This window comes from Pseudomonas sp. NPDC089534, assembly GCF_044749305.1.
GTDB lineage: Bacteria > Pseudomonadota > Gammaproteobacteria > Pseudomonadales > Pseudomonadaceae > Aquipseudomonas > Aquipseudomonas ekonensis.
Genome location: NZ_JBIVHR010000045.1, coordinates 1 through 21167 on the forward strand (window position 1 = coordinate 1; position 21167 = coordinate 21167).

At 61.6% G+C, this 21167-nt stretch carries 18 protein-coding genes; 12 read left to right on the plus strand and 6 right to left on the minus strand.

Features of this window, described 5'->3' with window-relative positions; translation table 11 throughout:
• The 5 genes from ACIP0B_RS15530 to ACIP0B_RS15550 all read left to right on the plus strand — a co-directional run.
• Positions 1-991: ABC transporter substrate-binding protein (locus tag ACIP0B_RS15530; RefSeq protein WP_400833340.1), on the plus strand; the 991-nt coding region annotated here is incomplete at its 5' end.
• A 73-nt stretch (positions 992-1064) separates the two neighbouring features.
• Positions 1065-2075, plus strand: coding sequence for an ABC transporter permease subunit (locus ACIP0B_RS15535; RefSeq protein ID WP_400833343.1), 1011 nt, complete (start codon positions 1065-1067; stop codon positions 2073-2075).
• A gap of 11 nt (positions 2076-2086) precedes the next feature.
• A complete protein-coding gene (locus tag ACIP0B_RS15540) occupies positions 2087-3013 on the plus strand; it encodes an ABC transporter permease subunit (protein WP_085578518.1) in 927 nt (308 codons plus the stop codon).
• Between the two features lie 10 nt (positions 3014-3023).
• Complete coding sequence (locus ACIP0B_RS15545; protein ID WP_085578516.1) at positions 3024-3992, plus strand: ABC transporter ATP-binding protein; 969 nt, start codon at positions 3024-3026, stop codon at positions 3990-3992.
• On the plus strand, positions 3992-4972 hold the full coding sequence (locus ACIP0B_RS15550) for a peptide ABC transporter ATP-binding protein (RefSeq protein ID WP_400833347.1): 981 nt from the start codon (positions 3992-3994) through the stop codon (positions 4970-4972). The genes ACIP0B_RS15545 and ACIP0B_RS15550 overlap by 1 nt, the downstream gene beginning before the upstream one ends.
• 118 nt (positions 4973-5090) lie before the next feature.
• On the opposite strand, the gene ACIP0B_RS15555 is transcribed toward ACIP0B_RS15550, so the two are convergent.
• On the minus strand, positions 5091-5351 hold the full coding sequence (locus ACIP0B_RS15555; RefSeq protein ID WP_400833349.1) for a hypothetical protein: 261 nt from the start codon (positions 5349-5351) through the stop codon (positions 5091-5093).
• Positions 5352-5682: 331 nt separating this feature from the next.
• Positions 5683-7266 (minus strand): peptide chain release factor 3, encoded by a 1584-nt coding sequence (locus ACIP0B_RS15560; protein ID WP_400833351.1) that lies wholly within the window; start codon positions 7264-7266, stop codon positions 5683-5685.
• 326 nt (positions 7267-7592) lie between these two features.
• Here ACIP0B_RS15560 and ACIP0B_RS15565 point away from each other — a divergent pair, with 326 nt between their 5' ends.
• The 6 genes from ACIP0B_RS15565 (at position 7593) to ACIP0B_RS15590 (ending at position 13732) form a co-directional block, all read left to right on the plus strand.
• Positions 7593-8309 (plus strand): ABC transporter permease, encoded by a 717-nt coding sequence (locus ACIP0B_RS15565; RefSeq protein ID WP_400833353.1) that lies wholly within the window; start codon positions 7593-7595, stop codon positions 8307-8309.
• Positions 8310-8329: 20 nt separating this feature from the next.
• Positions 8330-9223, plus strand: a complete 894-nt coding sequence (locus ACIP0B_RS15570; protein ID WP_400833355.1) for a glycine betaine ABC transporter substrate-binding protein — start codon at positions 8330-8332, stop codon at positions 9221-9223.
• 12 nt (positions 9224-9235) lie between these two features.
• Positions 9236-9889 (plus strand): ABC transporter permease, encoded by a 654-nt coding sequence (locus ACIP0B_RS15575; RefSeq protein ID WP_400833358.1) that lies wholly within the window; start codon positions 9236-9238, stop codon positions 9887-9889.
• The gene (locus ACIP0B_RS15580; protein WP_400833360.1) at positions 9886-11043 is read left to right on the plus strand and encodes a betaine/proline/choline family ABC transporter ATP-binding protein; all 1158 of its coding nucleotides are present in this window, start codon (positions 9886-9888) and stop codon (positions 11041-11043) included. Before ACIP0B_RS15575 ends, ACIP0B_RS15580 begins: the two co-directional genes overlap by 4 nt.
• 86 nt (positions 11044-11129) lie before the next feature.
• The gene (locus ACIP0B_RS15585) at positions 11130-11951 is read left to right on the plus strand and encodes a hypothetical protein (RefSeq protein ID WP_400833363.1); all 822 of its coding nucleotides are present in this window, start codon (positions 11130-11132) and stop codon (positions 11949-11951) included.
• Between the two features lie 617 nt (positions 11952-12568).
• Positions 12569-13732, plus strand: a complete 1164-nt coding sequence (locus ACIP0B_RS15590; protein ID WP_217893686.1) for a type III PLP-dependent enzyme — start codon at positions 12569-12571, stop codon at positions 13730-13732.
• A gap of 46 nt (positions 13733-13778) precedes the next feature.
• On the opposite strand, the gene ACIP0B_RS15595 is transcribed toward ACIP0B_RS15590, so the two are convergent.
• From ACIP0B_RS15595 to ACIP0B_RS15610, 4 genes are all read right to left on the minus strand, one after another.
• The gene (locus tag ACIP0B_RS15595) at positions 13779-14660 is read right to left on the minus strand and encodes a hypothetical protein (RefSeq protein ID WP_400833365.1); all 882 of its coding nucleotides are present in this window, start codon (positions 14658-14660) and stop codon (positions 13779-13781) included.
• Between the two features lie 44 nt (positions 14661-14704).
• Positions 14705-16912 (minus strand): alpha-xenorhabdolysin family binary toxin subunit A, encoded by a 2208-nt coding sequence (locus ACIP0B_RS15600; RefSeq protein WP_400833368.1) that lies wholly within the window; start codon positions 16910-16912, stop codon positions 14705-14707.
• Positions 16913-17113: 201 nt separating this feature from the next.
• The gene (locus tag ACIP0B_RS15605; RefSeq protein ID WP_400833415.1) at positions 17114-17836 is read right to left on the minus strand and encodes a tetratricopeptide repeat protein; all 723 of its coding nucleotides are present in this window, start codon (positions 17834-17836) and stop codon (positions 17114-17116) included.
• 57 nt (positions 17837-17893) lie between these two features.
• A complete protein-coding gene (locus tag ACIP0B_RS15610; RefSeq protein ID WP_400833370.1) occupies positions 17894-18574 on the minus strand; it encodes a Fe2+-dependent dioxygenase in 681 nt (226 codons plus the stop codon).
• A gap of 207 nt (positions 18575-18781) precedes the next feature.
• Here ACIP0B_RS15610 and ACIP0B_RS15615 point away from each other — a divergent pair, with 207 nt between their 5' ends.
• Positions 18782-21103, plus strand: a complete 2322-nt coding sequence (locus ACIP0B_RS15615; RefSeq protein WP_400833373.1) for a TonB-dependent receptor — start codon at positions 18782-18784, stop codon at positions 21101-21103.
• Positions 21104-21167: the final 64 nt, after the last annotated feature.

Below are 21167 nucleotides of genomic sequence, written 5' to 3' on the forward strand. Positions count from 1 at the left end.
GGTCGGCACCGGCCCGTTCGTCTTCCAGCGCTACAACAAGGATGCGCAGGTGCGCTTCAAGGCCAACCCGGACTACTTCCGCGGCAAGCCGCCGGCCGATGCCCTGATCCTGGCGATCGCCACCGACAACAACGTGCGCCTGCAGAAGCTCAAGGCCAACGAATGCCAGATCGCGCTGTACCCCAAGCCCGACGACATTCCGAGCATCAAGAAGGACGACAAGCTGAAAGTCGCCGAACTGGATGCGATGACCGTCTCCTACGTGTCGATGAACACCCAGCACAAGTACATGAGCGACGTGCGGGTGCGCAAAGCCATCGACATCGCCTTCGACAAGGAAGCCTACGTCGATGCGCTGTTCGGCAAGGGCAACGCGACCGTGGCGGTCAACCCGTACCCGCCGACCCTGCTGGGCTACAACCATGAAATGAAAAACCCGCCCCGCGACCTCGACAAGGCCCGCGCCCTGCTCAAGGAAGCCGGCGTGCCGGAAGGCACCGTGTTCACCCTGTTCACCCGCAACGGCGGCGGCCCGACCAACCCGAACCCGATGCTCGGCGCGCAGATGATGCAGGCCGACCTGGCCAAGATCGGCCTCAAGATCGACATCCGCGTGATGGAATGGGGCGAAATGCTCAAACGCGCCAAAAGCGGCGAGCACGACATGGTGTCGGCCGGATGGGCGGGCGACAACGGCGACCCGGACAACTTCCTGACGCCTATGCTCAGTTGCGAGGCCGCCAAGAACGGCGAAAACTACTCGCGCTGGTGCAACGAAAAATTCCAGGCGCTGCTGGACCATGCACGGGCTAAAGTAGATCCGGCCGAACGGGCCAAGCTGTACGAACAGGCCCAGGTGCTGTTCAACCAGGACCAACCGTGGATCAGCATGGCCCACACCCGGATGTTCACGGCCATGCGCAACAACGTAGAGGGCTACTACATCAGCCCTCTGACCACCAATAACTTCGCCACCACCCAGGTGAAGTAGATAAGAGACTCCCGGCCTCCCTGAACCCAGGGAAGCCGGGCACGCCTAACCGGCTGATGAGGTACCACACAAGATGTTAAGTTTTATTGCCCGCCGACTGGGATTGCTGATCCCCACGTTTTTCGGCATCACCTTGCTGACTTTCGCGTTGATTCGCATGATTCCCGGCGACCCCGTGGAAGTGATGATGGGCGAACGTCGGGTCGACCCCGAAATGCACGCTCAGGCAATGGAACGCCTCGGTCTGAACAAACCGCTGTATGCCCAGTACCTGGACTACATCGGCAAGCTCGCCCACGGCGACCTCGGTGAATCCCTGCGCACCCGAGAGAGCGTCTGGAGCGAGTTCACGCAACTGTTTCCGGCCACCTTCGAACTGTCGATGGCAGCCCTGCTCTTCGCCGGCGTCTTCGGCCTGCTGGCCGGCGTGATCGCCGCCCTGAAGCGAGGCTCCCTGTTCGACCACGGCGTGATGGGCATCTCCCTGACGGGTTACTCGATGCCCATCTTCTGGTGGGGCCTGATCCTCATCATGTTCTTCTCGGTCAGCCTGGGCTGGACACCGGTCTCCGGCCAGAACGACCTGCTGATCGACGTCGAGCGCAAGACCCATTTCATGCTGATCGACACCTGGCTCAGCGATGAACCGGGCGCCCTGCTCGACTACCTGCATCACCTGATCCTGCCCGCCATCGTGCTGGGCACCATTCCGCTGGCGGTGATCGCCCGGATGACCCGCTCGTCGATGCTCGAAGTGCTGCGCGAAGACTACATCCGCACCGCCAAGGCCAAGGGCCTGTCGCCGGCGCGCGTGGTGTTCGTCCACGGCCTGCGCAACGCGCTGATCCCGGTGCTGACCGTGGTCGGCCTGCAAGTCGGCACCCTGCTGGCCGGCGCCGTGCTGACCGAAACGATCTTCTCCTGGCCCGGCATCGGCAAATGGCTGATCGAAGCCATCGGCGCCCGTGACTATCCGGTCGTGCAGAACGGCATCCTGCTGATTGCCTGCATTGTGATTCTGGTCAACTTCGTGGTGGACATCCTCTACGGCTTCGCCAACCCACGCATTCGTCACCAGCGCTGAGGTCAATACCCATGAGCACTCAAACTTCCTCAGTAGCCACCGCCGCCTCCGCCGTGGACCAAAGCCTGCTGTACCCGTCGCCCTACAAGGAATTCTGGCAGGCGTTCGCCAAGAACAAGGGCGCGGTCGCCGGCCTGATGTTCTTCGCCCTGATCGTGTTCTGCGCGATCTTTGCCCCGTGGGTGGCGCCGCACAACCCGAGCGAACAGTACCGCGACTTCCTGCTGACCCCGCCGGTCTGGCTCGAAGGCGGGCAATGGCAGTTCCTGCTCGGCACCGACGAGCTGGGCCGCGACCTGCTTTCGCGCCTGATCCAGGGCTCGCGCCTGTCGCTGCTGATCGGCCTGTCCTCGGTGGTGATGTCGCTGATCCCGGGCATCCTCATGGGGCTGCTGGCCGGTTTCTTCCCCAAGATCCTCGGCCCGACCATCATGCGCCTGATGGACATCATGCTGGCCCTGCCGTCGCTGCTGCTGGCCGTGGCGATCGTCGCCATCCTCGGCCCAGGCCTGATCAACACCGTGATCGCCATCGCCGTGGTGTCCCTGCCGTCCTACGTGCGCCTGACCCGCGCCGCCGTGATGGGCGAGCTGAACCGCGACTACGTGACCGCCGCCCGCCTGGCCGGCGCCGGCCTGCCGCGCCTGATGTTCATCACCGTGCTGCCCAACTGCATGGCGCCGCTGATCGTGCAGGCGACCCTGAGCTTCTCCTCGGCGATCCTCGACGCCGCCGCCCTGGGCTTCCTGGGCCTGGGCGTGCAGCCGCCGACCCCTGAGTGGGGCACCATGCTGGCCTCGGCCCGCGACTACATCGAACGCGCCTGGTGGGTGGTGAGCCTGCCTGGCCTGACCATTTTGCTCAGCGTGCTGGCAATCAACCTGATGGGCGACGGCCTGCGCGACGCGCTGGATCCGAAACTCAAGAACGCCGCCTGAGGAGATTCCCATGTCACTGTTAGAAATCAAGAATCTCAACGTCCGGTTCGGCGACAAGAACGCCACCCCGGTGGTCGACGGCCTCGACCTGAAAGTGGACAAGGGCGAGGTGCTGGCCATCGTCGGCGAGTCCGGTTCCGGCAAGTCCGTGACCATGATGGCGCTGATGGGCCTGATCGAGCATCCGGGGATCGTCACCGCCGACGCCCTGAGCTTCGACGGCAAGGACATGCTCAAGCTGAGCAACCGCCAGCGCCGGCAGATCGTCGGCAAGGACCTGTCGATGGTCTTCCAGGATCCGATGACCGCGCTCAACCCGAGCTACACCGTCGGCTTCCAGATCGAGGAAGTGCTGCGCCTGCACCTGAAGATGTCCGGCAAGGCCGCCCGCAAGCGCGCCATCGAACTGCTGGAGAAGGTCGAGATCCCGGCCGCCGCCAGCCGCATGGACGCCTATCCGCACCAACTGTCCGGCGGCATGAGCCAGCGGGTGGCGATCGCCATGGCCATCGCCGGCGAGCCGAAACTGCTGATCGCCGACGAACCGACCACCGCGCTGGACGTGACGATCCAGGCGCAGATCATGGATCTGCTGCTGGCGCTGCAGAAAGAGCAGAACATGGGCCTGGTGCTGATCACTCACGACCTCGCCGTCGTGGCCGAAACCGCCCAGCGCGTGTGCGTGATGTACGCCGGCCAAGCGGTGGAGGTCGGCCAGGTGCCGCAACTGTTCGACATCCCGGCGCACCCGTACAGCGAAGCGCTGCTCAAGGCGATCCCGGAGCACAGCCTGGGCGCCGAGCGCCTGGCGACCCTGCCGGGCATCGTGCCGGGCCGCTACGACCGTCCGCAGGGCTGCCTGCTGTCGCCGCGCTGCCCGTACGTGCAAGAGAGCTGCCGCGCGCAGCGCCCTGCCCTTGACCCGAAAACCCACAGCCTCGCCCGCTGCTTCTACCCGCTGAACCAGGAGGTGGCGTAATGGCCGTCGTACTCACCGCCCGTGACCTGACCCGTCACTACGAGGTCTCCCGCGGCCTGTTCAAGGGCCATGCGACCGTGCGCGCCCTCAACGGCGTGTCGTTCGAGCTGGAGGCCGGCAAGACCCTCGCCGTGGTGGGCGAGTCGGGCTGCGGCAAGTCCACCCTGGCCCGGGCCCTGACCCTGATCGAAGAGCCGTCGACCGGCTCCCTGAAGATCGCCGGCCAGGAAGTCGCCGGCGCCGACAAGGCCCAGCGCAAGCAACTGCGCAAAGACGTGCAGATGGTGTTCCAGAGCCCTTACGCGTCGCTGAACCCGCGCCAGAAGATCGGCGACCAACTGGCCGAGCCGCTGCTGATCAACACCAACCTGTCGGCCACCGAGCGTCGCGAGAAAGTCCAGGCGATGATGAAACAGGTCGGCCTGCGCCCCGAGCACTACCAGCGCTATCCGCACATGTTCTCCGGCGGCCAGCGCCAGCGGATCGCCCTGGCCCGGGCGATGATGCTGCAACCGAAGGTGCTGGTGGCGGACGAGCCGACGTCGGCGCTGGACGTGTCGATCCAGGCCCAGGTGCTGAACCTGTTCATGGACCTGCAGCAGGAATTCAACACCGCCTACGTGTTCATTTCCCACAACCTGGCGGTGGTGCGCCACGTCGCCGACCAGGTGCTGGTGATGTACCTCGGCCGCCCGGTGGAAATGGGCCCGAAAGAGGACATCTACACCCGTCCCCTGCACCCGTACACCCAGGCGCTGCTGTCGGCGACCCCGGCCATCCACCCGGATCCGGACAAGCCGAAGATCAAGATCGCCGGCGAGCTGCCCAACCCGCTGAACCCGCCGCCCGGCTGCGCCTTCCACAAGCGCTGCCCGTACGCCACCGAGCGTTGCAGCAGCGAAGTGCCGGAACTGCGCAAGCTCGACACCCGGCAGGTGGCCTGCCACTACGCCGAACAGTTCCTCGACGGCGCGGCATAAGCCAAACGAACTGTGGGAGCGGGCAAGCCCGCTCCCACAGGGGATCAGCGTTCAACAAACCCCTTTTCCTCCGATTGCGCATCAGTCGGGAGAAAAGGGGTTTTCTTTTGCCTGCGACCTACGTCTGGCTGTCGCCTTCGTCCGGATCGTCGCTGTCCGGCTCGTCGGTGGTCGAATCGTCATCGTCGGCGCTGCCGCCCTGGCCCTGGTCGCCGGGTTCGGACTCGGACTTGGCGAGCATCAGGCCGCTGTGTCCGGCCTGCCCGCTGAACGCCTGGGTATCGTGATCCTCGCATTCGGCCCAGGCCGCCGCAGTGCCGAGGGACAGCATCACCATCACTTTCAACAGCAGCAAAACGCGTAGCAACCTGCTCTTCATAGCCGATTCCATCCCTTTTTCAGGTGAAACAACAGTGCCGGACTGGCGCTCTGTGAAATCTAGTTCCGGTCAGCCGGGTTCTCCATATGGGACGCTGACGGCCTGGCTAAATTGCCCTGGCGCCGAAGACCGCTTTGAAATAAGCGTTATGCCGAAAAACGCTTATGCCTGCCTTTGCGGCAGCGCGCCTGCTTGCGATGGCGGTCATCCCGTCGCTCAAGGGGCGCCTGACACGCCGTCATCGCGAGCAGGCGCGCTCCCACAGGAAACCGGCAGGCAACAAAAAACCCCGCGGCTTTCGCAGCGGGGTTTCGGGTGCATCGCTCAGCGCTTAGTGATGCTCACGGGTCGCGCGGAACTTCACGTCCGGCCAGCGCTCTTCCATCAGCGCCAGGTTGACCCGCGTCGGGGCGAGGTAGGTCAGGTGACCGCCGCCGTCCAGCGCCAGGTTCTCCACGGCCTTGTTGGAGAATTCCTCAAGCTTCTTCTTGTCGCCGCATTCGATCCAGCGCGCGGAGTACACGGTGATCGGCTCGTAGGAGCATTCGACCTTGTATTCCTCCTTCAGGCGGCTGGCGACCACATCGAACTGCAGCACACCGACGGCGCCGAGGATGATGTCGTTGCTGCGCTCGGGGAAGAACACCTGGGTCGCGCCCTCTTCGGCCAGTTGCTGCAGGCCCTGGCGCAGCTGCTTGGATTTCAGCGGATCCTTCAGGCGCACGCGGCGGAACAGTTCCGGGGCGAAGTGCGGGATGCCGGTGAAGCCCAGGCTCTCGCCCTCGCTGAAGGTGTCGCCGATCTGGATGGTGCCGTGGTTGTGCAGGCCGATGATGTCGCCGGCGTACGCCTCTTCCAGCTGCTCACGCTCGGAGGAGAAGAACGTCAGGGCGTCGCCGATGCGCACGTCCTTGCCGGTGCGCACGTGGCGCATCTTCATGCCCTTCTCGTATTTGCCGGAGCAGATGCGCATGAAGGCGATGCGGTCGCGGTGCTTGGGATCCATGTTCGCCTGGATCTTGAAGATGAAGCCCGAGAACTTCTCCTCCACCGGCTCCACGGTGCGCTCGTGGGCCACCCGCGGCAGCGGGCGCGGGGCCCAGTCCACCACGGCGTCGAGCACATGGTCGACCCCGAAGTTGCCCAGCGCGGTGCCGAAGAACACCGGGGTCAGCTGACCGTCGATGAACTCCTGCTGGTTGAACTCGTGGCAGGCGCCCTGCACCAGTTCGAGCTGCTCCAGGAACCGGTCGTACTCGTCGCCCAGGTGCGCGCGGGCTTCCGGCGAGTCGAGCTTCTCGATGATCTTGGTTTCGGTGCGCTCGTGGCCGTGGCCCGGGGTGTAGACGATGATGTAGTCGCCGGCCAGGTGGTACACGCCCTTGAAGTCGCGGTAGCAGCCGATCGGCCAGGTGATCGGCGCGGCCTTGATCTTGAGGACGGCCTCGATCTCGTCGAGCAGCTCGATCGGGTCGCGGATGTCGCGGTCGAGTTTGTTGATGAAGCTGACGATCGGCGTGTCGCGCAGACGGCAGACATCCATCAGGGCGATGGTGCGCGGCTCCACGCCCTTACCGCCGTCGAGCACCATCAGCGCCGAGTCCACCGCGGTCAGGGTGCGGTAGGTGTCTTCGGAGAAGTCTTCGTGGCCCGGGGTGTCGAGCAGGTTGATCATGTGTTCGCGGTACGGGAACTGCATGACCGACGTGGTGATGGAAATGCCCCGCTGCTTCTCCATCTCCATCCAGTCGGATGTCGCATGGCGATCGGATTTGCGGGACTTCACCGTACCGGCCACCGCAATCGCCTTGCCCATCAGCAAGAGCTTTTCGGTGATGGTGGTTTTACCGGCATCGGGGTGGGAAATAATGGCGAAAGTGCGGCGTTTCGCGACTTCGGCGGCCTGTCTGGTCATGGGAAATCGCCTGGCGGGGATTCAAAAAGGGCGGCGATTATAGCCCAACTCGCTTCAATATCCGAACCGTTGAGCGCATCCGAAATGGCCAAATGCTGTCTCGCCGGGGAACCTTTCAAAGCGCGCGCACGTCCACTCCCCTGTCACGCCCTCTCGCAAGGGCCTGAGAATCCGGCAAGTCGGCCCTGCGGGGCCGCGCTCATGGCTCGCTTCCGGCACGTCTTGGCGTAACGGAAAACAGCCGCTTCTCGCGACCGCCGCTCCGGCAGCCAAGTATGGCATTGCCGCACGGGACAGCGGTCGCCGACTGGAAAAGGAGTCCGCCTGTGGCTATCCGCTATGGCAAAGGGCTGACGGGAGGTGCGGTGGCGATCGCCCTCCTGGCCCTGCTGATCCACTGGATCGGCATCGACACGATCCAACGCTACCGCGACGATCTGCTGTTCTACCTGCAAGCCCACCTGGTGCTTGTCCTCGTCTCCATGCTGGCCGCCCTGACCGTGGGCATTCCCTCCGGCATCCTCCTCAGCCGCCCGGCCATGCTCGGCCGCGCCGAACGCTTCATGCAGGGCTTCAACATCGGCAACACCGTGCCGCCGCTGGCCGTGCTCGCGATTGCCCTGGGGATTCTCGGCATCGGCAGCGGCCCGGCGATCTTCGCCCTGTTCCTCGCCTCCCTGCTGCCTATCGTGCGCAACACTTATGAAGGCCTGAAAAACGTCCAGGGTTCATTGAAGGAAGCCGCCACCGGCATCGGCATGACCCCGCGCCAGGTGCTGTGGCAGGTCGAACTGCCCAACGCCGTACCGATCATCGTCGGCGGCGTGCGGGTGGCGCTGGCGATCAACGTCGGCACCGCGCCGCTGGCGTTCCTGATCGGCGCCAACAGCCTCGGCAGCCTGATCTTCCCCGGCATCGCCCTGAACAATCAGCCGCAACTGCTGCTCGGCGCCGCGTGCACCGCGCTGCTGGCCCTGCTGCTCGACGGCGCGGTCACCCTCGCCAGCCGCCTCTGGCTGGAACGCGGTCTGCGCCCGTCCTAAGGCTCCCGGAAGGAAAACCCATGAAACGACTTAGCTTGATCTTAGGCTGTGTCCTGCTGTTCGCAGGATTTGCCCAAGCCGCCGACAAACCGGTGATCCGCATCGGCGCCCGGGTGTTCACCGAACAGACCCTGCTGGCGGAAATCACTTCGCAATACCTGCGCAGCAAAGGCTACGACACGCAGGTCACCGGCGGACTGGGCAGCAACCTGGCCCGCAGCGCCCACGAAAGCGGGCAGCTGGACCTGCTCTGGGAGTACACCGGCGTGTCGCTGGTGGCCTACAACCATGTCGCCGAGAAACTCGACAGCGAACAGTCCTACGCACGGGTGAAAGAACTCGACGCGAAAAAGGGACTGGTCTGGCTCGCACCGTCGAAATTCAGCAACACCTACGCCCTCGCCCTGCCCGCCGACATAGCTGCGCAATACCCGCAGATCCGCAGCATCAGCCAGTTGAACGACGCGCTGCGCGCCGAAGCCAAGACGAATCATCTGGTGGCGCTGGACACCGAGTTCGCCAACCGCTCCGACGGTCTGGACGGCATGGTCAAACGCTACGGCATGAACCTGACGCGCAAAAACATCCGGCAGATGGATGCCGGCCTCGTTTATACGGCGCTGCGCAACGGCCAGGTGTTCGCCGGCCTGGTCTACACCACCGACGGTCGCCTCAACGCGTTCGGCCTGACGCTGCTGGAAGACGACAAGCATTACTTCCCGGACTACACCGCCGCGCCCGTGGTGCGCCAGGCCTTTCTCGACGCGCACCCGCAGCTGGCCGAACAGCTCAAGCCCCTGGCCGGACTGTTCGACGACGACACCATGCGCCGGCTCAACGCGCGGGTCGATGTCGATCATGAAAGCCCGTCGACCGTGGCCGCCGATTTCCTGCGCCGGCACCCGCTCAACTAAGGAGGAAAAGCCATGGAATTGCTGAACGCCTTTTCCCATCTCGACTGGCCGCAGGTGATGCGCCTGACCTGGCAGCACATCGCGCTGGTGGGGGTCGCCGTCAGTCTCGCCATTCTCGTCGGCGTGCCCCTGGGTATCCTGATGACCCGTTTCGAGAGCCTCGCAGGCCCCTTGCAGGCCAGCGCCACCGTGCTGCTGACCGTGCCGTCGATTGCGCTGTTCGGCCTGCTGCTGCCGTTCTATTCGAAGTTCGGCCAGGGTCTCGGGCCGCTGCCCGCCATCACCGCCGTGTTCCTTTATTCGCTGCTGCCGATCATGCGCAACACCTACCTGGCGCTGACCGGCGTGGAGCCCGGCATCCGCGAGGCCGCACGCGGCATCGGCATGACCTTCGGCCAGCGCCTGCGCATGGTCGAACTGCCGATCGCGGTGCCGGTGATCCTCGCCGGCGTGCGCACCGCCGTGGTGATGAACATCGGCGTGATGACCATCGCCGCCACCATCGGCGCCGGCGGCCTCGGCGTGCTGATCCTCGCCGCCATCAGCCGCAGCGACATGCCGATGCTGATCGTCGGCGCGCTGCTGGTCAGCCTGCTGGCCATTTTCGCCGACCTGATCCTGCAAGCGCTGCAACGCGCGCTGACACCAAAAGGACTCCTCAAATGATCGAACTCCAGAACCTCGGCAAGACCTTCCAAAGCAACGGCAAAGACGTCAAGGCCGTGGATTCGGTGAGCCTGACCGTCAACGAAGGCGAAATCTGCGTGTTCCTCGGGCCGTCCGGCTGCGGCAAGAGCACCACCCTGAAAATGATCAACCGCCTGATCGAGCCGACCACCGGCAAGATCCTGATCAACGGCGAGGACACCACGGCCCTCGACGAAGTGACCCTGCGCCGCAACATTGGCTACGTGATCCAGCAGATCGGCCTGTTCCCGAACATGACCATCGAGGAAAACATCGTGGTGGTGCCGAAACTGCTCGGCTGGGACAAACAGAAATGCCACGACCGCGCCCGCGAACTGATGAACATGATCAAGCTGGAACCCAAGCAGTACCTGCACCGCTACCCCCGCGAGCTGTCCGGCGGCCAGCAGCAGCGGATCGGCGTGATCCGCGCGCTGGCGGCGGATGCGCCGGTGCTGCTGATGGACGAACCGTTCGGCGCGGTCGACCCGATCAACCGCGAGATGATCCAGAACGAGTTCTTCGAGATGCAGCGGGCGCTGAACAAGACCGTGATCATGGTCAGCCACGACATCGACGAAGCGATCAAGCTGGGCGACAAGATTGCGATCTTCCGCGCCGGCAAACTGTTGCAGATCGATCACCCCGACACCCTGCTCGCGCACCCGGCGGACGACTTCGTCAGCCATTTCGTCGGCCAGGACAGCACCCTCAAGCGCTTGCTACTGGTGAAGGCCGAAGACGCGGCGGACAACGCGCCGTCGGTGAGCCCCGAGACGCCGGTGGCCGATGCGCTGGAACTGATGGACGAACATGACCGCCGCCATGTGGTGGTCACCTGCGCCGAGAACAAGGCGCTGGGCTACGTGCGCCGCCGCGACCTGCACCGCCAGGCCGGCGCCTGCGGGCAGTTCCTGCGCGAGTTCAACGCCACGGCGGCCTATGACGAGCACTTGCGGATCCTGCTGTCGCGCATGTACGAGTTCAACCGCGCGTGGCTGCCGGTGCTGGACGCCGAGCGGGTGTTTCTTGGCGAAGTGACGCAGGAATCGATTGCGGCTTATCTGAGTTCGGGTCGATCGCGCGGAATGAAAACCAATATTGTGTCACCGGCCGAAGTGGTGATTGCCTGATAACAAGGGGCTGTCTGACAGCCCCGTTTACACTGTCTCTTCAGTCCTTTATCAATCGGTCGCCGGTTTGCACCAAATGATGGCATATGAATATCATCCTCTATCGACCGATTAAAAAACGCTTCTCAAGGAAGGATCAAAAGGATGATGCAGTGATCGATCAAATTGTGGCGCTGAACGCATTACGTAAAGAACTCCCCGATGCCGTTGGCTGGACGACCTTGGGCCCTTATCTGTTTCATGCACCGGCCGAGATGGTCGAGGGCGAAAATCGTTATGTTTGCACCCATATCGCCATTTACAACGAATCAAATACGACCCTGACAAGTCTGAAGGTCCTGTATCGAGGCAACTTTCAATTCACGCCCAGGATTGTCTACTCTCGCCACGAAGCCAAAGTCAAATGGCAACACAATGCGCAAGACAAGGAACTCATTCTCACTGACATCCCTCCCAACGAAACGGTTGAAATATCGATCTACAATCCGTTGGAGTTTGATGTAGTACAGGTCTTGGTGAATGGTAAAAAAATCACCGACTTCATGACCCGCAGAGCGCTAGCAAAAGCCTATCCGATGCCACTGCGATGGCGTATCGCTTTGCCGCTGATGATCACTACGGCGCTGTGCCTACTGTCATTCCTCAGCTGGCAAACGTACAACATCGTCAAGAGCAACAGCGATTACGATCTTCTTTCTACCGTGCCAAAGGGTTTTTCCAGCTGCCGACCGTATGTGTTCGACAACCCACCAGACGGCTCAGGTGAGAAAAAGCTTGAACGCCTCTTGAAGCAGGAGAACGCATGGCTGAACTTCATATTGGCGATGAACAACGCCACTGACTCAAGTGAACTGCATCTCAAGGACCGGGTGGTGCTCTGCAAAGCAGTCGATAAACCAGAAAATTAAGCTCTGCACTTGAAATACTGAGCAGCGAAGTGAAGCAATCTGTCAGACGGCGTCCGAATTTCGACTGGTATCCGGCCTCAACCTGACAGATTTACTCAATTCAGCAAGGTGAAAAAAAATATCAACAGTCGCGTCAGTTGATATTACTCAGCCGCTCCTTTCAAGCAAGCCAACTCCCCCCCATACCGCCCACTTGCCGCCAACGTCGCCGAAGTTGCAGCCATCGTACTTATCGACGATCTGGCGCGCAAAAGCTTCGAACGTGCAGCTATTTTTAACACTTCGAAATTTCCGGGGAACATCTGGCCGTCATCTCGGTCGGCTACAAAGAGCGATACCGACGACGTACGTCAGAAGCGTGCAAAAACGCGACATTTTTAGTTGATCTCAGGCCCCCCACGCCCTAAAGTTCGCGCCGAACGTCCATGCTGGAAACGATCCATCCGGCTCAAGTACTGACGACGAGACAGCAAGGCCAAGGGAAAGAAAGCTGCATTTCCCATGGCCTTTTTGCTTTCGGCGACATGCCTTGGGAAGTAGGCGAACCAAAGTGGGGATACGGAGGACGTTCATTGCACCCATTGTTTTCACGAGTTTGCCCATAGGAGCTCCCAGGTATGTCGATCCAGGTCGAAGACTATTTCGCGCGCGAAACCTTTCAGAAGATGAAGGCGTTCGCCGACAAGCAGGAAACCCCGTTCGTGGTGATCGACACCGCGATGATCGCCCAGGCCTACGATGACCTGCGCGCCGGTTTCGAATTCGCCAAGGTCTACTACGCGGTCAAGGCCAACCCGGCCGTCGAGATCATCGACGTGCTCAAGGAAAAGGGTTCGAGCTTCGACATCGCCTCCATCTACGAGCTGGACAAAGTGCTGGGCCGCGGCGTGCGCCCGGACCAGATCAGCTACGGCAACACCATCAAGAAGTCCAAGGACATCCGCTACTTCTATGAGAAGGGCGTGCGTCTGTTCGCCACCGACTCGGAAGCCGACCTGCGCAACATCGCCAAGGCCGCGCCGGGCGCCAAAGTCTACGTGCGCATCCTGACCGAAGGCTCGACTACCGCCGACTGGCCGCTGTCGCGCAAGTTCGGCTGCCAGACCGACATGGCCATGGACCTGCTGATCCTCGCCCGCGACCTGGGCCTGGTGCCTTACGGCATCTCGTTCCACGTCGGCTCGCAGCAGCGCGACATCAGCGTGTGGGACGCCGCCATCGCCAAGGTCAAGGTGATCTTCGAGCGCCTGAAGGAAGAGGACGGCATCCACCTGAAGCTGATCAACATGGGCGGCGGCTTCCCGGCCAACTACATCACCCGCACCAACAGCCTGGAGACCTACGCCGAGGAAATCATCCGTTTCCTCAAGGAAGACTTCGGCGACGACCTGCCGGAAATCATCCTGGAGCCGGGCCGCTCGCTGATCGCCAACGCCGGCATCCTGGTCAGTGAAGTGGTGCTGGTGGCGCGCAAGTCGCGCACCGCCGTCGAGCGCTGGGTGTACACCGACGTGGGCAAGTTCTCCGGCCTGATCGAAACCATGGACGAAGCCATCAAGTTCCCGATCTGGACCGAGAAGAAAGGCGAGATGGAAGAAGTGGTCATCGCCGGCCCCACCTGCGACAGCGCCGACATCATGTACGAGAACTACAAGTACGGCCTGCCGCTGAACCTGGCGATCGGCGACCGCCTGTACTGGCTGTCGACCGGCGCGTACACCACCAGCTACAGCGCGGTGGAGTTCAACGGCTTCCCGCCGCTGAAGTCGTACTACGTGTAAGCGGCTTCATCAAGCACAAAGGCCCATGCAAATGGGCCTTTGTGTTTCACGGTTTCACCCACGCCTCCAGCTTTTCCAGCAACAGCAAAGCATCCTTGGCGACCTCCAGGGCCGTTCCCGCTCTGGAATTCAGGTTCCCCAAGGTGTTCATGTCCGTTGTCTTGCCCAGCTCTTCCTTCACGGCATCGATGCGTACGGTCACCTCCCCGATCGAGAACCCCATTTGGGTGTTCAGCGGAATGAAATCATCGAACAGCCCCGTCACGTCGGCCTGATACTCTGCGCCCCTGACCAAGGGATCCGAAGAAGAGAAGCGGGTATCCCATTGCGGTGTGGTTTCGCTCCCCCTGAACAGTTCCTCGGCGACAGTGGGGGCTGAATGACAGGCACAGGATTGCCAACCCATTATTTTCGTGAACACCGCCTTCAGGCCGAATGAATCGTCATACGTCACTTGCGTCGCCAGCCTGATCGAAAACAGGTCTGAACCCGGGCCATAGAAGCGAGACGCCAACTCATTGACCAACCCTTTGACGCTGGTCGGCGGGAGCACACTCCACTTCCCCGCACGAAACAATGTGTATTCATGCAGATCAATGTTGGCGAGCGGTTCATTCCTGGATGTCCGCCGAGTGATGTCCAGGGACTCGCTCGCGAATGTCTCCAAATCCGCTACGCAGGCCCTGAGCTTTTTGGCCGAATCGCCAATGAGGCGCAGATTCGACCCAATGTGCCCCTGGAGAAACCCCGCCCTGTTCAGGCGCGTATCCCACATCAACTCCGCCCGTTGATGGCCGCTCTTTCTGCGCCTTTCAAACACCAGGCCGGCCTTATCGTAAAGCGGCACCAACGTGCCCAGCAGGCGGAGATAGCGATCCAACAGCATTCGCTGCTGCGCGGAAAACTCATAGTCGATTGAATTATTCATATCCCTGAAAGAGGAGATGGATCAGCGTCCATCTCCTCGACTCCTTATAACCGCTGAATGGTATTCAAGTACTTGATGACGACATCCATACAGGCCAACGCCGTTTCAGCGCGCTCCTCGACCGGCAGCGAACCGTCTTGTTTGAGGCTGCCCGAAAAGCCTTCGAAATCAGCGATCAGTCGCGCAAACTCATCCACATACTTCCAGCGATGGTCATCCAGCTCATCCAGGGTCGACACCAGCTCGATCTTTCCATCGATCTGGGCAATGTCCTTGACGATTTTCTGTGCTCGATCCCGCAGTTCGCCAGCCCTCGTCTTCAACTGCTCGTATGCCGCCAGCATGTTGAGAAACGAAATGGCCTCCCCGATGCCCGCGATCAATTTCTTCAGCGTATCGATCGCCAGCATCGCAACCTGCACCTGGGGTGGCGCCAGCCCCAACGCCTTCAGGTTTTCCAGCGACAGCTTGGCCTCCTCACCGATCTTTTCGATGCCTGCCTTGGCGATCGCATCGATGGCTTGCGAAATCTCCTTCATCTGCGCGTCAAGTTCCGTGACATTCTCGACAGCCTTGACTCTCAGCGCTTCCTTGGTGATTCGCTCCTGCTGCAGCCCATCGACCGCCTGCTTCGAAAATTCCCTGTCATAGGGGGTGCGAATGCCGGCGAGGACACTTTTGAAATCTTCGGTCTGTTTCTGCACTCTAGCGAAGACAGCTTTCAGTTCGGCTTCCATGTCCTCCCGGACTTCATCCGCATCTTCCGGATACTCAAGCTCAGCCTGATAGCCCTTCAGCCTTTTCTGCGCCGGTTCCAGAAAGAGGATGTTCGTCTGGGCATGGCCGCGCAGGTCAACCGTGCTGCCGTTGACTGCGCCCGACAGCCCTTTCATCACCGCGACAGTGCTCGGCAGGTACGCATACTGTTCGCCAAGCATCTGCGCCGTCGTGCTGGACGCCTGAACCTTTTCGTTATGACGACGCAGATCCGTCACGTTGAAAGAGGGATTGTTCGATTCATCAAATGGAGACACCACGATTGCCTTACTCCCAAAAACCAAGCCATAGCTTTCATATTCCCTGTCCGCCGCCGCAAATACCTCCAGCAACTGATCCGAACTGACTTTGATCTGTTCCCAAGGATCAATGATGCTGAGGATCTGGTTCTTGAAGCGGCGTAGAGAGGTCGCTTCCTGCAGTCCATCCACTTCCTTTACGGATGCCACGATGTAGGTGCTCAGTGCATTCCATACGAGCATGAGATTCTGGGTGGCGACTTCGGCCTCGATGGCGACGTAGCTCAGGTTCTGAAGATCGTCGCGCACCTTGTTCAGGGAGCTCAGGGTCTGGCTCTTGCTGGCCATCGTTTGGTTGTCAACCTGCTGCAACCCCTTCAGCCTATTGCGTTCGGAGCGAATCTTTTCGGCCTTGACGCCCTGGTAGATACCAAGGATCAGTCCACCGATATTAAGTGTCGCCGCCGCCTTGATCGCTTCCTGCACCAATTGGTTGTATTGCTTGTTGAGTTCGTCAATTTCCAGGGAGCGCTGATCGATTCTGTCTTGCAGTGCCTGAATATCGGCCTGGTAGGTGTTCTTCGACACAAACTCCAACCGCAACTTAATCTCTGGCAAGACACTTTCTCGCATGTCCTTGCCAAAGGAGTCCAACTCTTCGCGCACACGCTCGGCCCTCTCATGAGCGAGCCTTACCTTGGCAAGCATGTCATTGAGATAGAGCTTTATTTCCGGAACATCGCCGGAAGGCAAGTCGAGCTCCGGCAAATTCGGAATTTGCTTTTTCAGCTCAAGATACTCTTCCGGCGTATTGATATTGTGCTCTTCCAGATACCTTGAAGCCTTGAGATCCTCATAGATCTCAACAATCCCGCTACCGACCCGGATGATACTTCCCGAAAAGACTTTAAGGTCAGTGCCGGTCAACATGATCTTTTCGCGCAATGGAGACCAGCGTTTAGCATGGTTGTACGTATTGGTGAAGGTGCGCAGAAAGTCTGTGGCCTTCAGCCCTACGCCACCGTCATCACCTGAACCGTAGTTCAGGTAGGCAATCACATCCTGCAATTGGATCGGAAGAGAAAGCCCCAGCGTTTCATACTTTCTCAGGCTGATGATCTGCTCTTTCGTCAACTGGATGCCGGTTCCCCGGTTATATTCATCGCCTTCGCTCAGCGATGCATCCACGAACAACTTCGGCGCCTTGGCGGCGGCCTCTACTATTTTAGTATCCATTTGAATTCCCTTTCCCTGCCCAGACCGGGCAGCGATACAAGTTTAATTACCGCCAGCAAAGATCAAACTTTAAACTCCAGTCGATCCGTGCCACCGGCCAATCAAACCTTAGGGCAACTCAAACATAACCAACAAGCTCGCAAATGTTAAAACTGAATTCAGATCTTCAATAAATCCGACAAGACAAGAACCAGTAATGTGTCAGGCCGCAGCATTTCCTGACTGGCCCGCAGTCAAGTCGGAAAGTTTCAACTTATAGGCAATGGCCATTTCACGTATTTCAGGATGATGCGCGCTAAGCAGCGCCTCACTGCTCACCCGCAAGAAGTTTGCATTGCCTGTGGCCAGCGCCTTGCGTAGCCAGTCCAGCGCATCGTCGATCCGTCCTTCGTCCGCCAGGAGCGCCGCAAAGCTGAATTGTCCGCGGAAATCCCCACCCTCGGCCGACCGTCGATACCAGTCGCGGGCCGCATGCAAGTCCTGCGGACACGCATCGCCCGTTTCCAGATAGCGGCCCAGCAGGTTCATGGACTTGGCATGCCCCAGCCCGGCAGCGCAGCGATAGAGCGCCAGTGCTTGCGCCTGGTCTTCCTCCACCCCGCGTCCGGTGGCGAACAGATTGGCCAGGTTGTACATCGCCCAGTCCAATCCGGCATCCGCCGCGATCCGGTAATGCCGTGCGGCCAGCGCAGCGTCCGCCGCACATCCCCAACCGTGCTCATGGCAACGGCCGAGCATGTTGCGCGCCATCGCATGGCCTTGCCCCGCCGCGATCCCGAACCAGCGAACCGCCAGCGGCAGGTCCAGGGCGATGCCATGGCCGTCGAGCAGGATCTGCCCGAGCAATGCCTGCGCCTCCAGCACGCCTTCGCCCGCCGCCAGCAGAATCGCCTGGGCCGCGCGGGCCGGGCTTTCTTCGAGCATGGCGTTGAGCCGGTCGCCGTCGAGGACTTCCTCGCGGCGCAAGCGGAAGTCCGTCACTTACACCTCGACCCAGCGGCGCAGCAGGTTGTGGTAGGTGCCGGTGAGGCGGATCAGCGAAGGGTGATCGGGCACGTCCTGGGTGAGCTGACGGATCGCACCGTCCATTTCGAACAGCAAGGCGCGCTGGCTGTCCTCGCGCACCAGGCTCTGCGTCCAGAAGAACGACGCATAGCGCGCACCGCGGGTGACCGGGTTGACCTGGTGCAGGCTGGTGCCGGGGTACAGCACCATGTCGCCGGCGGGCAGCTTCACCCGCTGGGTGCCGTAGGTGTCCTGGATCTCCAGTTCGCCGCCGTCGTAGTCCTCCGGCTCGCTGAAGAACAGGGTGGCCGACAGGTCCGTGCGCACCCGCTCGATGCTGCCCTGGGGCTGGCGCACCGCATTGTCGATGTGGAACCCGAAGCTGCCGCCGGCGGTGTAGCAATTGATCAGCGGCGGGAACACCTTGTGCGGCAGCGCGGCGGACATGAACAGCGGGTTCTTCCACAACCGGTCCAGCATGGCCGCGCCGATTTCCTTGGCCAGCGGATGGCCTTCGGGCAGTTGCAGGTTGTGCTTGGCCTTGGCCGACTGGTAGCCGGCGGTGATTTTGCCGTCGGCCCAATCGGCCTGCTCCAGCGCCTCGCGGATGCGTTGCACTTCGTCCTTTTCGAACAGTCCGGGGATGTGCAGCAGCATGGCGATGGCACCTGATGGCAAAGAGGCGGCAATGGTATTGATTCTTATTGGCTGTGTAAAACCCGCGTGACGAACGAACCGGCAAAAACCGTAAGGCTAAATTGTAAAGAATGTAAATTCAGTGCGAATGGCAATGTTTCGCAATTGATACGAATACTTGTTTACCCTATATTCCGCCGCCTCAATCCTTGGGGAGGGGATATCTCAATGTCACGTCGACAAGTACAAATGCCGGTCAGCTCACCTCGTTTGCTCGCTTCTGCCATTGGTGTGGCGATCACCGCCAGCTCCGCAGGCCACGTGGTGTTCGCCGCCGAAAAGACCGACAGCAAGCCTTCCGGCAACGCCATCGCCCTGGACGCCACCGCCATCACCGGCGAAGCCCAGGACTCGACGTCCTACCAGGTCGAGAAAGCCTCCTCGCCCAAGTACACCGCGCCGCTGGTCGACACGCCGCGCTCGGTGACCGTGATTCCGCAACAGGTCCTCAAGGACACCGGCGCCCTGAACATGCAGGACGCGCTGCGCACCGTGCCGGGCATCACCTTCGGCGCCGGCGAAGGCGGCAACCCTCAGGGTGACCGTCCGTTCATCCGTGGCTTCGACGCCCAGGGCGACACCTACCTGGACGGCGTGCGCGACACCGGCTCCCAGAGCCGCGAAATCTTCGCCGTGGAAAACATCGAAGTCAGCAAGGGCCCGAACTCCGCCATCGGCGGCCGCGGCGCCGCCGGCGGCAGCATCAACCTGGTGAGCAAGAAGGCGCACCTGGGCAACTCGTTCGACGGCGGCTTCACCTGGGGCTCCGACCAGACCCAGCGCTACACCCTGGACGGCAACTACCAGTTCAGCGACACCGCCGCCGGCCGCCTGAACCTGATGAGCCACGAAAGCAACGTCGCCGGCCGCGACAAGGTCGACTACGACCGCTGGGGCATCGCGCCGTCCCTGGCCTTCGGCCTGGGCACCGACACCCGCGTCAACCTCGACTACTACCACCTCGAGAGCAACGACACCCCGGATTCGGGCATCCCGTACACCATCCCGAAAGCCGGTTCCGCCGCACGCACCAAGTCCAACCCGGACAAGCCCTACGCCGGCGGCGACCACAGCAACTTCTACGGTCTGGACCGCGATTTCCGCAAAGGCCGCACCGACACCGCGACCTTCGCCATCGAGCATGACCTGAACGACGCGCTGACGGTCAAGAACACCCTGCGCCACGGCACCAGCATGCAGGACTACATCCTGACCCAGCCGGACGACAGCAAGGGCAACGTCAACAACGGCAGCGTCTGGCGCCGCGCCAACACCCGCGTGAGCAACACCGAGACCACCACCAACCAGACCGACCTGTTCGGCACGTTCTACCTGGGCGGCTTCAAGAACAGCTTCTCCACCGGCGTCGAGTACACCCGCGAGGAAAGCAGCAAGTCCTCGTACAACGTCAACACCGACACCACCCCGCGCACCACCAACGTGGCCGCCAGCACCAACTGCACCCCGGCGATGATCGGCGCACCGAGCGGCTACAACTGCACCTCGCTGTCCAACCCGACGCCGAACGATCCGTGGAACGGCGCCATCTCGCGCAACTACGCCGGCACCGACACCCAGTCCGACACCTACGCGCTGTACGTGTTCGACACCCTGGAGCTGACCGAGCAGTGGCTGGTGAACATGGGCCTGCGCTACGACCACTTCGAGACCGGCTACAAGACCTACACCAACGCGGGCACCACCACCTCCAAAGGTTCCGACACCAGCGAGTTCGTCACCGGCCAGTTCGGCGTCGTCTACAAGCCGGCCGAGAACGGCAGCATCTATGCGTCCTACGCCACCTCCGCCACGCCGCCGGGCAACACCCTGGGCGAAGGCATGGAAGGCAACCCGCTGGGCGGCACGCCGGACCGCAACGGCAACCTGCTCAAGAGCGACATGGAGCCGGAAACCACCAAGAACTACGAAATCGGCACCAAGTGGGACCTGCTGAACGATCGCCTGTCGCTGACCGCCGACATCTTCCGCACCGAGAAGGAAAACGCCCGCGTCCAGGTCGACACCACCTCCTACGAAAACGCCGGCAAGACCCGCGTGCAGGGCATCGAACTGTCGGCCAGCGGCAAGATCACCGACAAGTGGCAAGTGTTCGCCGGCTACGCCTACATGGACAGCGAGCAGATCGACGGCGGCCCGCTGGGCAAGGCCAACGACGGCAACGAACTGCCCAACACGCCGAAGAACAGCGCCAGCCTGTGGACCACCTATCAGGTCACGCCGAAGCTGACCGTCGGCGGCGGTGCGTTCTATGTGGATGACGTGTTCGGCAGCGTGGCCAACACCACCATGGTCGACTCGTATGTCCGCTACGACGCGATGGCCGCCTACAAGCTGAGCAAGAACGTCGACCTGCAGCTGAACGTGCAGAACCTGACCAACGAAACCTACTACGACAAGGCCTTCTCGACCCACTTCGCCAACCAGGCGGCGGGCCGTACGGCACTGTTGAGCACCAACTTCCACTTCTGACGGCTGCAAGGCCTGCGGGAGCGAGCCTGCTCGCTCCCGCAAGGAAGACGTGGAAACGCCAATG

What these genes read in the sequence shown, in the direction of transcription:
- ACIP0B_RS15535 (WP_400833343.1), top strand. Translation starts at nt 1,065, where the DNA reads ATGTTAAGTTTTATTGCCCGCCGACTGGGATTGCTGATCCCCACGTTT.
- ACIP0B_RS15540 (WP_085578518.1), top strand. Translation starts at nt 2,087, where the DNA reads ATGAGCACTCAAACTTCCTCAGTAGCCACCGCCGCCTCCGCCGTGGAC.
- ACIP0B_RS15545 (WP_085578516.1), top strand. Translation starts at nt 3,024, where the DNA reads ATGTCACTGTTAGAAATCAAGAATCTCAACGTCCGGTTCGGCGACAAG.
- ACIP0B_RS15550 (WP_400833347.1), top strand. Translation starts at nt 3,992, where the DNA reads ATGGCCGTCGTACTCACCGCCCGTGACCTGACCCGTCACTACGAGGTC.
- ACIP0B_RS15555 (WP_400833349.1), bottom strand. Translation starts at nt 5,351, where the DNA reads ATGAAGAGCAGGTTGCTACGCGTTTTGCTGCTGTTGAAAGTGATGGTG.
- ACIP0B_RS15560 (WP_400833351.1), bottom strand. Translation starts at nt 7,266, where the DNA reads ATGACCAGACAGGCCGCCGAAGTCGCGAAACGCCGCACTTTCGCCATT.
- ACIP0B_RS15570 (WP_400833355.1), top strand. Translation starts at nt 8,330, where the DNA reads ATGAAACGACTTAGCTTGATCTTAGGCTGTGTCCTGCTGTTCGCAGGA.
- ACIP0B_RS15575 (WP_400833358.1), top strand. Translation starts at nt 9,236, where the DNA reads ATGGAATTGCTGAACGCCTTTTCCCATCTCGACTGGCCGCAGGTGATG.
- ACIP0B_RS15580 (WP_400833360.1), top strand. Translation starts at nt 9,886, where the DNA reads ATGATCGAACTCCAGAACCTCGGCAAGACCTTCCAAAGCAACGGCAAA.
- ACIP0B_RS15585 (WP_400833363.1), top strand. Translation starts at nt 11,130, where the DNA reads ATGAATATCATCCTCTATCGACCGATTAAAAAACGCTTCTCAAGGAAG.
- ACIP0B_RS15590 (WP_217893686.1), top strand. Translation starts at nt 12,569, where the DNA reads ATGTCGATCCAGGTCGAAGACTATTTCGCGCGCGAAACCTTTCAGAAG.
- ACIP0B_RS15595 (WP_400833365.1), bottom strand. Translation starts at nt 14,660, where the DNA reads ATGAATAATTCAATCGACTATGAGTTTTCCGCGCAGCAGCGAATGCTG.
- ACIP0B_RS15600 (WP_400833368.1), bottom strand. Translation starts at nt 16,912, where the DNA reads ATGGATACTAAAATAGTAGAGGCCGCCGCCAAGGCGCCGAAGTTGTTC.
- ACIP0B_RS15605 (WP_400833415.1), bottom strand. Translation starts at nt 17,836, where the DNA reads ATGCTCGAAGAAAGCCCGGCCCGCGCGGCCCAGGCGATTCTGCTGGCG.
- ACIP0B_RS15610 (WP_400833370.1), bottom strand. Translation starts at nt 18,574, where the DNA reads ATGCTGCTGCACATCCCCGGACTGTTCGAAAAGGACGAAGTGCAACGC.
- ACIP0B_RS15615 (WP_400833373.1), top strand. Translation starts at nt 18,782, where the DNA reads ATGTCACGTCGACAAGTACAAATGCCGGTCAGCTCACCTCGTTTGCTC.